The following is a 13,313-nucleotide window of genomic DNA, read 5'->3' as shown; positions in this document are numbered from 1 at the left end:
ACGCACCGCCCAGCACCGCGGCACGCACCGACGACCGGACCGGGCGTCCCGGCGCGCCGCTGTGGCGGCTGGTCCGCTTCGCCGATGACGTGACGCCCGAGACCGCCGCCGGTGTCGAGGCCGCGCTGCACGCCGCCGGACTGCTGGACGGCTGGCTGTGCGCCGAGGGCGAACTGCCCGCCGACTACCGCAGCGACCAGTTCCTGGTTCCGCTGCCGCCCTCCGACCAGCCGGCCGGACGCACCCTGGCGGACGTGCTCGTGGTCGAGGAGGACACCGAGGGCCTGACCGTCCCGCGCCAGGTCGTCTCCGACGTCCTCGCCTCGATCGCACTGCTCGACGAACTCGACGATGCCGCGGGCGTGGCGATCAGCGGCGCGGGCGGGTTCCGGCAGGGCGTGCAGATGGGCAGGCATCACAAGGCCGACGCCGAATTCATCGGCGCGACCGCCCGCGCCCGCCGCCGCGCACTGCGGCTCGCCGAGTTGGCGACCCAGCTCGACGCCGCCGCCGAGGTCCAGCGCGTCGCCGATGAGGAGGCCCGCGCGGCGGAGGCGGAGCTGGCTCGGATCACGGCGGCCGCCAAGGCACTTCCGCGCGCCGCCGCGGTCACCACCGCGCTGCGTTCGGTGTCCGAGACCGCGGGCGTCATGCGGTCCCGTTCGGAAGCCGCCGCGCAGGCCGAGAAGGATCTCGACCAAGCCGTCGCCGAGGTCGCGGCCATCGAGAAGAAGCTGCGGGCCGCCGCCGTCGCGCACCGCACGCCGCGCGAACCGCGCGAACTCGACGCGCTGGCCGCTGCCATCCGGCATTTCGAGAACACCGGGACCGGGCTGCTCCGGCTGCGCGGCGACCACGAGCGAGAACGCGAACGCGAACGCGAGGGCGCCGACCGCTACGACGAGGCGCGCGACCTGGCCGAGGCCTTCGCCGAGGAGGCCGAGGCCGCTCAGGCCGGTTACCAGGAGCAGTTGCGCAAACTGGAGACGCTGCGCGATGCGCTCGGCGCGGGCGCGGCGGACATCGACCGCGAGCTCGACAAGGCCAGGCAGCGCATCGAGGCGACGAGGGCCGAGCAGAAGGCCGCGCGCAAGGCCGCCAACGAGGCGATCGAGGCGGTCGGCGACGCGGAAGCGGCCTACCGCACCGCGCACGAGTCGCTGGGCACCGCGCTCACCGAGGTGCTCGCCGAGGTGAAAAGCCTTGCGCCCTATGCCCAGCCGGATCTGCTGTCGCTGCTCGGCGCGTCGCCCGAGTGCCGGTGGCCGAGCAGCGACGCGGCTTGGTCGACACCGGAACAGCTGCTCTACCGGATCACCCAGGCGGGTCCGGAACACGAACCGCAGGTGCTGCCCGATGAGGTCGCCGAACTCTTCGCGAGCCTCACCGAGGCCACCGCCGCGGTGCGCGCGGGCGAGGCCGCGCGCAAGTCGACCCGCAGCGCGGTGACCGCGGCGCTACAGGAGTTCGACGCCGCGCTGGCCGCCTCGGGCCGCGACTACCGCTTGCAGTGGGACGCGGCCGACGGGCTCACGGTGGTGCAGGTGCAGGACGAGCACGGGATCGCCGCGCTCGCCGACTTCGCCGGGCGCATCGACCAGGCGAGGCACGATCAGGAACTGCTGCTCACCGACGCCGAGCGGCGCATCCTGGAGGACGCGCTGCTCACCGGCCTGGCCCAGCAGATCCACGAACGCACCAGCGACGCACGTGAACTCATCGCCAAGATGGGCGCGGAGATGAAGCAGCGGCGGATGTCCTCCGGCAACACCATCGGCGTGCACTGGGTGCTCGCCGACAATCTCTCCGATGCCGCGAGGGCGATGTGCAAGCTGCTCGACCGCGATGCCACCGCCCTGAGCTCCGAGGATCTGGCCGCGATCCGCTCGCACTTCGCAGCCGAGATCCGCGCCGCGCGCGCCGCGCACCCGGAACGCTCCTACCCCGAGATCCTCGCCGCCACCCTGGACTACCGCACCTGGCGGGTGTTCTCGTTCACCCTCATCTCCGGCGACGGCAGCGAGGACAAGCTGACGGTGGCCAGGCACAGCGCGCTCTCCGGCGGCGAGCAATCGGTGTCGCTGCATCTGCCGCTGTTCGCGGCCGCGCACGTCATGCTCGACTCCGCCGATCCGCAGGCGCCGCGCCTGCTCGCGCTGGACGAGGCGTTCGCGGGCGTCGACGACAACGGCCGCAGCGAATTGCTCGGCCTGAGCGTGCAATTCGACCTCGACCTGTTCATGACCGGCTACGACCTGTGGATCACCTACCCGCACGTGCCCGGCTGCGCCCACTACGACCTGGCGCATTCCACCGCCGAGAACACGGTGAGCGCGACGCTGCTGGTGTGGGACAGCGGCGATCTGCTCGCCGAACACGACGGCGCCGATCTGACCACCGCGCTCGGCTCACCCAACCGCCGCCGCGTGCCCGCCACCATCGAGGGCGGGCTCACCCTGGACGATATGCCGGGCGCCCCCGCGCCCGTCGGCTGAAATGGATTGCAGTGATCTCGGTTCCACCTCGCTCCACCACCGTGTCCGCCCCGCGCCGGGTCGCCGCGGCCACCCTGATCGGCACCACGCTCGAGTGGTACGACTTCATGCTGTACGGCACGGCGTCGGCGCTGATCTTCGGTAAGCAGTTCTTCCCCTCGCTGAGCCCGGCAGCGGGCACCCTCGCGGCCTTCAGCACCTTCGCCGTCGGATTCGGCGCGCGCCCGATCGGCGGACTGCTTTTCGGGCACTTCGGTGACCGGCTCGGGCGGCGCGCCACGCTGGTGGTTTCGCTGATTCTGATGGGCGTCAGCTCGACGCTGATCGGTGTGCTGCCGAGCTACACGAGCATCGGATTCTGGGCGCCGGTGCTGCTGGTCGTCCTGCGGCTCGCGCAGGGCGTCGGGCTCGGCGGCGAAGGTGCTGGCGCGACGGTGCTGTCCATCGAGCACGCGCCGCCGGGGCGGCTCAACCGGTACGCGAGCTTCCCGCAGATGGGAACGCCCGCCGGGCTGATCCTGGCCAACGCGATGTTCCTCGGGGTGAGCGCGCTGCTGCCCGACGCGGCGTTCCAGTCCTGGGGATGGCGGATTCCGTTCCTGTTCAGCGTGATTCTGGTGGCGGTCGGCCTGGTGGTGCGGCTGCGCGTCACCGAATCCGAGGAGTACGCGGAGTTGGTGCGGCGCGGGGAGGTGTCGGCGTTTCCGCTGCGCGACGCGCTGCGCGTCGGAGTGGCGCGACTGGCGCTGATCCTGTGCGCGGCGCTCGCGACCTCGGCCGTGGTGTACATCTTCATGGTGTTCACGCTCACCTACGGCGCCAAGGCGCTCGGGTTCAGCAGGGACTTCCTGCTGGGGGGCGTCATCGTGGGCGCGATCGTCTGGTGCGCCACCATGCCGCTGTGGGGCGCGCTCGGTGATCGGATCGGCACCGCGCGAGTCTTCCTCGCGGGCACCGCGGCGCTGCTGGTCTGGTGCGCGGTCTACTTCCCGCTGTTGAACACCGGCAACCGGATCGTCGTCTTCGTTGCGCTGATCGGGATGGGCGTTGTCCTGCCGATCAGCCACAGCGTGGGCGGCATCATCATCGCCGAACTGTTTCCCGCCGCGGTGCGGTACTCGGGGACCTCGCTCGTCGTCCAGATCTCCGTGATTCTCGGTGGTGGGCTCGCGCCGCTCATCGCCACGGCGCTGTGGTCGACGGGATCGGGGTCGGCGGGCTCGTCGGCCCCTGTCGCGTGGTACATCGTCGCGGTGTGCGCGATCAGTTCGATCAGCACGTACGCGCTGTTCTGGGTGCTGCCGCGGCGAGCGGGAGACGCGGACCGGCGGACCGCGACGCCCGAGCCGGCGCCGGTGCGCTGATCGAGGGTCCGGACGTCGCCGTTACGGGCCGGGACTCGGCGGCGCGGCCATATCGGAGTTACCGTGGAGTGCCCATGGTCCAACGGCGACGCGATGGAGGAACCGGACATGCACATGACCTACGACCCGGCCGCCGACGCCGCCTACTTCACCATCGCCGACGAGGTAGCCCCTGGCGAAGCGACCCGCCAAATCGTCACCCCGGTCGAGGGCGGCACGGTCGTTCTCGACTTCAGCTCCTCCGGCACCCTGCTCGGCTTCGAGGTCCTAGGCGCCCAGCGCCTCGTCCCGACGGAAGTCCTCGGCCGGGCCCCGAGCCCGCCGCCGCGCTCTTGAGACGCAACCCTGGCTCAGGGTGTATTTGCCTCGACCTCGGCCAGCGCGGGCCGATAACGAACATCGCCACCGTTGGACAGCGTCGACTAGCGTTCGCTGGCGTCCGAACGGAGGGGCGGGCATGCGGTGCCGGGGATGGCGGCCAGTTCGAAGTGCCACCATTCGTTGGCGTAGGTCCGGCACAGGCCCCAGCGGTTTCCGTTCTGTTCCAGCCACTGCGCCCCAGGCTGCGGGCCGACATCGATGGCCCGGCCTGCGACGTGAGTGGACTCCTCGGGCGGTAGCACCCAGCGGCGCGCTTCCTCGGGGCTGCCGTAGGTGGCGATGCCGTCCTCCCACAGCGCCTGCTGTTCGGCGTAGCTGCGGTATCCGGAGTTGATCCAGAGCACGACGCCCTCGGCGTGCGCCGTATCCTCGGCAAGGGAATAAGCCACCGCGAGAGCCGGATCGAGCCCCTCGGCGCCGGTGGCCGCACCCACGACTTCCCCCTGTTGACCCGGTGTCGCCAGCGCCTGTGGCGCACCCGCCGCGCCGATCGCGGCCGCCGCCAGCACCCCCGCCGCCATCCGCTTCCCGAAGCCATCGATCTTCAACAACACGCGCGCCATCCTATCGGCGCACCGCAAACCCCTCCCGAAACCGACCTTCACCAGGTGAAATCCGCTCTGACCCGTACCAATCCGCGGCAAACAGGCCACTACACCGTCCGAAATCCGGTTCCTTTCGAACGCGCCAACCCGACCTGCCGCCCGCTCGACATCCACATCCAGCGCGCGGCAGCCAGGGCGCCCTGCTGACGGTCGTTGTTCGGTTCAGGCCGTGAGAGCTTGGATGCGCGCGAGGTCCCTGCTTCCTCCGGCTCCCGTGTGGCGGATCAGAGTGAGATGCATTCGCGGAGTCCGCCTTTGACGTTGAGGGCTCGAGTCGCCGAGCGGCACATCGGGAATGTGCAGCTGAAAATTCCCGAAGATCTGCTCGCGGCGCGCCTGACCGTCGGTCGTCACCGCCGCGCTGGGGCTTTGTTTCGTCGGCCGATGGCGTCGTCGGAGCTGCCGCTTGGGCCATCGGCGGCGATTTCGAGGATCCGATCGCCCCTTCCATGCGTCCAAATCTCCTCGCCGGCTTCGTGCAATCGTGACGTCGATGACGAGTTCGGTCGGGTGCTCGAACTCGATGGCCATCACGTCGCCGGGTTCGAGGGTCACGTGGTCGCCTTACGGCTCCACGAACCAATCTCGCTGCCGGATGTCCTCGTTCGTCACATTGATACGAATCATCGGCGCTTCCGATGCGCGGGTCGGCTCAATAGCCGTCGGTCGATCATGGAGACATGCTCGCAGAGAGGCAGTCGACGGTGACGTGCCGGTGGCGTGCCGACGATCGAATCCGAGTCGGCGCGACCGCAAGTGTGCGACTCCGCGGGTATGCAGAACGATAGGGACATGAATGCTCCCGCGCCCGGACCTGTTTTCGATGTGTTCGCCGTGTTGAACGGCGTGGTGGACCTGCGGTCCTATCCGCGCCGGAACCTGGTCCTGAGCTCGCCTCAGACCGGGGGTTTCGTGTTCGGCTCGGCCGGCTATCAACGTGCGATCTTCGAGCCGGTCGTCCACCTGGTCAACGGCATCGAGCTGCTCGAATCCCAGGGTTGGGAGCTGGTCAGCGTGGTCGAACGGAACATCGAGAACGTCTACTACATGCTGGCCTTCATGCGCCGGGCCTGATGTAGATCGGGTCCCGGCAGAAATGGCGCAGGAAACAACGAAGGTCGGAATATTGTCTGCGTCAACGCCTCAGCCAGGCGTGAGCTGTGCGAGGTCGTGGGAGATGAACAGATTCCCGGCCGGGCCGTAGTGTCTGCGCGTCTCGTGTGCCGATTCGGCCGAGTGCCCGCGCAATCTCATCGGGTTCGTGCTCGTACAAGGCCGGCGAGCTCTCGATGTTGGTGCGGCTCTGCACCAAATGCGGTGACATACCGGATTTCCGGAGCAGCAGTTCCGATCGCGGGCGAGGTTGGCCGGGCTCGGGTCGTTGCGGATCAGGAAGCCCAGCAGCTGGCGGGCGATGTCGGGGTCGATGCGCACCGCAGTCTCGAGCTCTGCGACCAGGGCACCGAACTCAGGCGGGCGGCGCAGATCATCGCTCGGAGAGTCCTGCGCTCGATGGGGAAATGGCGGTTGGGTAGCTCGAGACTGGACGGTCCCTTCACGGTCGTCCGAGCAACCCGAGCACGCGCGCCCGAGGCGGTACCGCCACGTCCAGGCAAACCGGCAGCTCGTGCCAACTTGCCATCAGCACCGGCGATTTCATGTGGATCGTCTGTGGACAGAGGCCCGGCGACGACTCCACAGGTCCCCAGAATCCACAGGCATGTGGATAACCAGCTGTAATAGCTTTTGGCTACATCCCGGCCCCAGATCGCCCCATCGGATCCGGCATCCGCTTGCCGGGCAAACCCGGTATCCACAGGAAAGATCGCTGTCCACATAGTTATCCAGTGCTGTGGATCACACTGGGAGCAGGCTTGCTACCAATCCCCCACTGCGCCCGGACGACACGCGCCAGCTCACCGTTGGCGTCCTCCAAAGGAAGGGCCGGTCGCCGACAAGGACCGGAATGTCCGTATCCGGCAGTACATCTCGTACCCGGGCCGATGCCCAGGTCGAGGTCATCACCTCACCTGAAGCCCGCCGCCCGAATCCGCTACCTAGGTCGCCCGCGACCGACCCGATACCGGTTCGGCTGAAACCGCCACGTCGATTACGAGCGGTTTGTCCGAACCATTTGCGCCGCGAGTCTTTTCGCCCAACAGAACACAACCCGAACCCAGACCAACGAAAAGCGCCGAGGCCGACGAACGGCCTCGGCGCGCGACCAACCGGTCGGCTTTCACACTCTAGATCGGCTCACCCCGCTGAATCGCTTCGGCGGCTTGACGATTGCGACCGATCCTGGCGCCGATCTCCATCCCGTAGTCCCGCGCGTACGCGAGCGCCGTCCTGATCTTGCGGGACTGCAGATCGGATTGCCAGCTCAGCACGGCGATCCGGTGCTCCACCGGACCGTCCAGTTCGAGCAGGCGGGCCACCACCTCCCAGACATCGGGTCCGGCGACCAGCGCGGCCCGCCGGTCGTGGATCGGCCCGCGGAACACGATCCCCGGGTGTTCCAATTGGTCGACCCCCTCCCGAATCAGCCTGTCGAGCAGTGCGGTCGAGCTGGTTCCCTCCAGTGCGGCTCGCGCGACAAGCCGTCGCCCGGCCGATTCCGAGACGCGAAACAACGACGTGTTCATTGCCCTCCTCGGCTCGAAGCTCAGCGACCTCGCTCGCTAAGAGTGCCTGGGAGGGAGGCGATGTCACACCGGTGATCATGGTGACATCGCCGTGTCCGCACCACTGCCCGCGCCACGGCCGCGGCCGACCGGTGCTGCCGGACGGAGTCCGCCGACAGCCGCGGCCGCGGCGAAAGCGAAGGCGCGCCTAGACGCGTTCCTTGGACCGGGTACGCACGCGCAGCGCGATCGGCTTCTGGGTCTCGGCGAAGAAGTCGTTGCCCTTGTCGTCGACGACGATGAACGCGGGGAAGTCCTCGACCTCGATCTTCCAGACCGCCTCCATACCCAGCTCGGGGTACTCGAGCACCTCCACCGACTTGATGCAGTCCAGCGCGAGCCGGGCCGCGGGGCCGCCGATGGAACCGAGGTAGAAGCCGCCGTGTTCCTTGCACGCCTTGGTGACCTGCGCCGAACGATTGCCCTTGGCCAGCATGACGAACGAGCCGCCCGCCGCCTGGAACTGGTCGACGTAGGAGTCCATCCGGCCCGCGGTGGTGGGACCGAACGAACCGGAGGCGTAACCGTCGGGGGTCTTGGCGGGCCCGGCGTAGTAGACGGCCATGTCGCGCAGGTACTCGGGCATCGGCTCGCCCGCGTCCAGCCGCTCCTTGATCTTGGCGTGCGCGATGTCACGCGCGACGACCAGCGGACCTGTCAGCGAAAGCCGGGTCTTGACAGGGTATTTCGACAGTTCGGCGCGGATCTCCGACATCGGCCGATTCAGGTCGATCTGCACCACGTCGCCGCCGAGGATCTCATCGGTCTGCTCCGGCAGATACTGCGCGGGCTCGCGCTCGAGCTGCTCCAGGAATACGCCTTCCGGAGTGATCTTGGCCAGCGCCTGCCGATCGGCGGAGCAGGACACCGCGATCGCCACCGGGCAGCTGGCGCCGTGCCGGGGCAGACGCACCACGCGCACGTCGTGGCAGAAGTACTTGCCGCCGAACTGCGCGCCGATCCCGAACGACTGGGTGAGCTTGAAGACCTCTTCCTCGAGCTCGAGATCGCGGAAGGCGTGCGCGGCGAGCGAACCCTCGGTGGGCAGGTTGTCCAGGTAGTGCGCCGAGGCGTATTTCGCTGTCTTGAGCGCGAACTCGGCGCTGGTGCCGCCGATCACGACCGCGAGGTGATAGGGCGGGCAGGCCGCGGTGCCCAGCGAACGGATCTTCTCGTCCAGGAACTCCAGCATCCGCGTGGGGTTCAGGATGGCCTTGGTCTCCTGGTAGAGGAAGGACTTGTTGGCCGAACCGCCACCCTTGGCCATGAACAGGAACTTGTAGGACGGGTGCGCGGGATCGCCCTGGGTGGAATACAACTCGACCTGCGCGGGCAGGTTCGAGCCGGTGTTCTTCTCGTCCCACATGGTGATCGGGGCCAGCTGCGAGTAGCGCAGGTTCAACTTGGTGTAGGCGTCGTAGACGCCGCGGCTGATCCATTCGGCGTCGTCGACGCCGGTGAGCACGCCCTCGGACTTCTTGCCCATGACGATCGCGGTGCCGGTGTCCTGACACATCGGCAGGATGCCGCCCGCGGAGATGTTGACGTTCTTCAGCAGGTCGAGCGCGACGAAGCGGTCGTTGCCCGACGACTCCGGGTCGTCGATGATCTTGCGCAGCTGTCCGAGGTGCGCGGGCCGCAGGTAGTGGCTGATGTCGTGCATCGCCTCGGCGGTGAGCAGCCGCAGCGCCTCGGGCTCGACCTGCAGGAACGTGCGTCCGTTGTGCTCGAAGGTGCTGACGCCCTCGGTGGTCAGCAGCCGGTACGGCGTGTCATCGGCGCCGGTCGGCAGCAGATCTGAATAGCGGAATTCCGGGGCGGTCACGGATCGCACTCCTTCGGGTGAGACTGGGGCTCGAGCGGACCGTCGGCCGCAGCGGGCTGAGCCGGGCTGGTCACAAGCACAGGGAGCCTATCCAGCGGTCCGGAACCGACCCGGGTTAGGCAAACCTAATTGCGCAGGCGGACACATCACCGCCGCACCGAACCCATAGTGCGAGTGCGCGACTCGGCGGACCCGGCATTGGTAAGCCGCACAAAAGGTTGCACGTTCAACCCCAGTGGTGCTACCTGTCAGTCCCTACAGTTTGTCGCGCTCGACACGACCACAGCGGGGCAATTTGCTGACACGTCAGAGGCTTGGAGGCTGCCGTGACCGATCCGCAGTGGCTCGACGACATCGAGATGCGGGCGTGGCTGGGATTCGTGCGTACCCGCGATCTCATCGCCGCCGCCGTGGGACGCGACTCGTCGCGCGAGTCGAACCTGACCTACGTCGAGTACTCGGTGCTCGCGCGGCTGGCCGGTTCCGATGACCACCGGCTGACGTTCGCCGACCTGGCCGAGGCGCTGGAATGGTCGCAGAGCAGGCTCTCCCATCAGATCACCCGGATGGAGAAGCGCGGATTGGTGGTGCGCGAGCCGATCCCCGACGACGCGCGCCGCACCGCGGCGCGGCTCACCCAGCGCGGCGCCGACGTGCTCGGTACCGCGGCGCCCGCGCACGTGCGCAGCGTGCGCAAGCACATGATCAACGCGCTGGACCGCGAACAGCTCAGCGCGCTGGCCGATATCTACGACACGCTGCTCGCACACCACCGCAGACAACCCCCGGGTTGAGCAGGCGTCACGACGAGGTCGGCGCCTTCGCGGCCGCGGGCACGCCGAGCGCCCGTTCGAAACCGTCGGGCACCACGATGTCGCCGCGGTCCAGGTCGGTGATCGCCGTCTTACGCAGACCGAGCAGGGCCGAGTCGATGCCGCCGCGCAGGATGTCGAGCACGTTCTCCACGCCCGCCTGCCCGTTCGCGGCGAGGCCCCACAGGTAGGCGCGGCCGATCATCACCGCGCGGGCGCCGAGCGCGACCGCCTTGACCACATCGCTGCCGCGCCGGATGCCGCCGTCGAGCACCACCTCGATCTGGCCGCCGACGGCGTCGGCGATCACCGGCAGCGCACGGACGGCGGCCGGGGTGCCGTCCAGGTTGTTGCCGCCGTGGTTGGAGACCGAGATCGCGGCGACGCCCGCGTCGACCGCGCGCTGCGCGTCGTCGACCCGCATCACGCCCTTGAGCATCACCGGACCGTCCCACTGGTCGCAGATCCAGCGCACGTCGTCCCAGTCCGGGGCGGGCGTGCCCATCCACTCGCCGTAGGCGCCGAAGAAACCGGGGGCCGGGCCGTCGCCGACCACCATGTTGGGCGCGGTGAGATCCGGGATGCGGCCGGAGCGGGCGAAGGTCGCCAGCCAGCGCGGGCGGGCCAGGGTCTGCGGCGCGAATTTGATCATGGTGCGTAGATCCAGCTTCTCCGGGATCACCGGGCTGCCCCAGTCCCGGCCGTGCGAGAAGGACCAGTCGAGCGTGAGGATGAGTCCGACCGCGCCCGCCGCCTTGGCCCGCGCCATGCGCTGCAGAATCTCGTCCTTGCCGCCGCACCAATAGAGCTGGAAGAAGGTGGCCGGGTTCGCCGCGATCACTTCCTCGATCGGCTTGCTGGCGAAGGAGCTGAGTCCCATGGCGATACCGCGCGCGGCGGCCGCCCTCGCGACGGCCACCTCACCGTCGGGGTGCACGGCCTGCACGCCGGTCGGCGAGATCAGCACCGGCATCGACAGCGACTGACCGAGCACTGTGGTCGACTGGTCGCGCTCGCCGATCGGACCGGCGACGTGCGGCGCGAAGCCGAGGTCGGTGAAGGCCTTTTGGTTCTCCTCGATGGTCTGACCGCGCTCGGAGCCGGCGATCAGCGCGCCGTACACCGATTTCGGCAGTCGCTTCTTCGCTCGGCGCTGCGCCTCGGCGACGGTTTCGAACCAGGGATTCATGACGGGAGTCCTTTCGAGGCGTGCGCCGGCCACCAGTGCCGGGTCTTCTGGGTCAAGTCGTCGGCCAATCGGGCGAGCAGGGCGTGTCCCTCTTCGGCGTGCGCGCCCGCGGGATCGCCGAGCACGCCGTTCGGGCTCACCGCACGCACTCCCCCGGCGCGCAGCAGCGGCAGCAGCTCGTCCAGTGGGCGGGTGTCGCCCTTCTCGGCGCGCTCGGCGCGCACCAGATCGGGGCGCAGCGCGAGCTGCATCGCGGTTTCGGCGCGACCCGCGTGCAGGCCGCCCGGATAGTTGGGCAGGTACACCCGCACGTCGCGGGATTCGCGGCGCAGCAGCTCCTCGGCGCGGTGCAGCGGTGCCAGGTTTCCGCCGTGCCCGCTGACCACGAGAATGCGGTCGAAGGTGTCGGTGGCCGAGCGGCACAGCTCGACGATCAACAGTTCCAGCGCGGCCTGCCCGATGGACAGGGTGCCGGGGAATCCCGCGTGTTCACCGCTGGATCCGTACGGAATCGTCGGCGCCACGAGCACTTCCGGGCGCGCGGCGGCCAGCCCGGCGCACAGCGCGACGGCGATGTCGGTGTCGGTGGACAGCGGCAGGTGCGGCCCGTGTTGTTCGGTGGCGCCCACCGGCACGGCGAGGATCGCACCGGCGGCGCGCTCGCCCGCCTCCGGCCATGTGAGATCCGCCATGCCGCGCATGTCAGCGAGATTAACGTCACCGAATGACAAAATCAATACTTTCATCGACTGACAAAATTTGAACCGGTGGCGTCCATAATGACTGGGTGACCACGCGGACCACCCGGGGCCGACCCCGCGGCACCACCAAGCGCGAGCTCGAAGTCATCGCCATGCGCCTTTTCACCGAACAAGGCTTCGACGACACCACTGTCGAGCAGATCGCCGCCGCCGCAGGCATCAGCGGGCGCACCTTCTTCCGCTACTTCCCCACCAAGGCCGAGGTGCTCTGGCACCAGTTCGACGACGAGGTGGCCAATCTGCGCGCGGATTTCGCGACGGTGCCCGACGACGTGCCGATGATGACCGCCGTGCGCCGAGTCGTGGTGAACGCCAACCGCTATCGCGCCGAGGACGTGCCCGAGTTGCGCAGGCGCATGCACTTGGTGGCCACCGTGCCCGCGCTATCGGCCACCGCGGGTGCGCACTACGACGCGTGGGAGCGCGCGGTGAGCGCCTTCGCCGGGCGACGGCTCGGCGAACCCGAGGACGGGCTCATCCCGATGGCCGTCGGCCGCACCACCCTCGCGGCCGCCCGCGCCGCCTTCGACGCCTGGTTGCGCCGGGCGGACGCCGATCTCACCGTCTACCTGGACGAGGCCCTGCTCGCGCTGGAGCGCGGATTCGTGACGCCCACATGAATTGTGCGCGAGCTACCCATAGGTTTCAGCGGCAATCGCGATGGGGTATGACTAGGCTCGGACTCGGCCACGGCCGAGCGCACGACGAACCACGACCCACCCGTCGAAAGGGGCTGGAATTTCCATGTCCGAGGTGTCCATGAGCCTTTCGGCGGATTCGCTGGCCGCGGGACCGGTCGACAACCTGCTCCCGCAGCTGGTCGAACATCTGCGCCAGAACCGCACCGCCCTGCGCGAGGAGTGGGCGCGCCGCATCACCGACGCCCAGCTGCTCACCGCCATGACCCCGGAGGAGATCTTCTCCGAGGCCACCTCCATCTACGACAACTACGTCGAGGTGCTCGAGACCGGTAGCGTCGAGGCGCTGCAGGCCTACGCGCGCGACCTGTCCGAGCGCATCATCCCGAGAGGCGTCGAGACCGACGAGGTCCTCGGTATCGTGCTCCTGCTGCGAGATGTGCTGGCCCGCTCGCTGTTCGAGAAGTACCAGTCCAACTTCGAGCTGCTGAACCACGCCCTCGACGCCTACGAGCCCGCCGCGAACCGCATCGCGAGCACCGTGGCCATCTCCTTCGTA

12 protein-coding genes and 1 pseudogene are annotated in these 13,313 nt (G+C 68.7%); 7 read left to right on the top strand and 6 right to left on the bottom strand.

The features are described 5' to 3' along the window. The 3 genes from NX1_RS34085 to NX1_RS34075 form a co-directional block, all read left to right on the top strand. The coding region (locus NX1_RS34085; RefSeq protein WP_281217549.1) for an SbcC/MukB-like Walker B domain-containing protein at positions 1-2,495 on the top strand (2,495 nt) is incomplete at its 5' end. Positions 2,496-2,506: 11 nt separating this feature from the next. Next, a complete protein-coding gene (locus tag NX1_RS34080; protein ID WP_084501975.1) occupies positions 2,507-3,859 on the top strand; it encodes an MFS transporter in 1,353 nt (450 codons plus the stop codon). A gap of 63 nt (positions 3,860-3,922) precedes the next feature. Then, positions 3,923-4,195: a DUF2283 domain-containing protein gene (locus NX1_RS34075; protein WP_218024226.1), complete on the top strand. Its 273-nt coding sequence runs from the start codon at positions 3,923-3,925 to the stop codon at positions 4,193-4,195. Between the two features lie 86 nt (positions 4,196-4,281). Here the strand turns inward: NX1_RS34075 and NX1_RS34070 are convergent, their stop codons facing one another. Continuing rightward, positions 4,282-4,803, bottom strand: a complete 522-nt coding sequence (locus NX1_RS34070; protein ID WP_245668888.1) for a M15 family metallopeptidase — start codon at positions 4,801-4,803, stop codon at positions 4,282-4,284. 204 nt (positions 4,804-5,007) lie between these two features. Then, positions 5,008-5,400: a hypothetical protein gene (locus NX1_RS34065; protein ID WP_068069028.1), complete on the bottom strand. Its 393-nt coding sequence runs from the start codon at positions 5,398-5,400 to the stop codon at positions 5,008-5,010. Between the two features lie 237 nt (positions 5,401-5,637). Here NX1_RS34065 and NX1_RS34060 point away from each other — a divergent pair, with 237 nt between their 5' ends. Then, positions 5,638-5,919, top strand: coding sequence for a hypothetical protein (locus NX1_RS34060; protein ID WP_157120368.1), 282 nt, complete (start codon positions 5,638-5,640; stop codon positions 5,917-5,919). Positions 5,920-7,091: 1,172 nt separating this feature from the next. Here NX1_RS34060 and NX1_RS34055 read toward each other — a convergent pair. Continuing rightward, positions 7,092-7,490, bottom strand: coding sequence for a hypothetical protein (locus NX1_RS34055; RefSeq protein WP_068069023.1), 399 nt, complete (start codon positions 7,488-7,490; stop codon positions 7,092-7,094). Between the two features lie 187 nt (positions 7,491-7,677). Then, on the bottom strand, positions 7,678-9,354 hold the full coding sequence (locus tag NX1_RS34050; protein ID WP_068069031.1) for a fumarate hydratase: 1,677 nt from the start codon (positions 9,352-9,354) through the stop codon (positions 7,678-7,680). Between the two features lie 326 nt (positions 9,355-9,680). Here NX1_RS34050 and NX1_RS34045 point away from each other — a divergent pair, with 326 nt between their 5' ends. Further along, a complete protein-coding gene (locus NX1_RS34045) occupies positions 9,681-10,148 on the top strand; it encodes a MarR family winged helix-turn-helix transcriptional regulator (RefSeq protein ID WP_068069020.1) in 468 nt (155 codons plus the stop codon). Between the two features lie 7 nt (positions 10,149-10,155). Here NX1_RS34045 and mftD read toward each other — a convergent pair whose 3' ends face one another. Continuing rightward, positions 10,156-11,355, bottom strand: coding sequence for a pre-mycofactocin synthase MftD (mftD, locus tag NX1_RS34040; RefSeq protein WP_068069017.1), 1,200 nt, complete (start codon positions 11,353-11,355; stop codon positions 10,156-10,158). After that, positions 11,352-12,056 carry a mycofactocin biosynthesis peptidyl-dipeptidase MftE gene (mftE, locus tag NX1_RS34035; protein WP_068069014.1) on the bottom strand — a complete coding sequence of 235 codons (705 nt, stop codon included), beginning with the start codon at positions 12,054-12,056 and terminating at the stop codon, positions 11,352-11,354. The genes mftD and mftE overlap by 4 nt, the downstream gene beginning before the upstream one ends. 86 nt (positions 12,057-12,142) lie before the next feature. Between mftE and mftR the strand changes: the two genes are divergently transcribed. Both mftR and NX1_RS34025 read left to right on the top strand, forming a co-directional pair. After that, complete coding sequence (mftR, locus tag NX1_RS34030; protein ID WP_068069011.1) at positions 12,143-12,736, top strand: mycofactocin system transcriptional regulator MftR; 594 nt, start codon at positions 12,143-12,145, stop codon at positions 12,734-12,736. 124 nt (positions 12,737-12,860) lie between these two features. Further along, positions 12,861-13,313 (top strand): annotated as a pseudogene (locus NX1_RS34025) (STAS domain-containing protein); the annotation flags it as partial.

This window comes from Nocardia xishanensis NBRC 101358 (assembly GCF_001613365.1).
GTDB lineage: Bacteria > Actinomycetota > Actinomycetes > Mycobacteriales > Mycobacteriaceae > Nocardia > Nocardia xishanensis.
Note: the sequence above shows the minus strand (reverse complement) of the source record. Positions and strands in the feature narration are given on the sequence as shown.

Bases quoted from the DNA above. Each gene is read 5' to 3' on its own strand.
- NX1_RS34070 (WP_245668888.1), bottom strand. From the start codon at position 4,803: ATGGCGCGCGTGTTGTTGAAGATCGATGGCTTCGGGAAGCGGATGGCG.
- NX1_RS34060 (WP_157120368.1), top strand. From the start codon at position 5,638: ATGAATGCTCCCGCGCCCGGACCTGTTTTCGATGTGTTCGCCGTGTTG.
- NX1_RS34055 (WP_068069023.1), bottom strand. From the start codon at position 7,490: ATGAACACGTCGTTGTTTCGCGTCTCGGAATCGGCCGGGCGACGGCTT.
- mftD (WP_068069017.1), bottom strand. From the start codon at position 11,355: ATGAATCCCTGGTTCGAAACCGTCGCCGAGGCGCAGCGCCGAGCGAAG.
- mftE (WP_068069014.1), bottom strand. From the start codon at position 12,056: ATGCGCGGCATGGCGGATCTCACATGGCCGGAGGCGGGCGAGCGCGCC.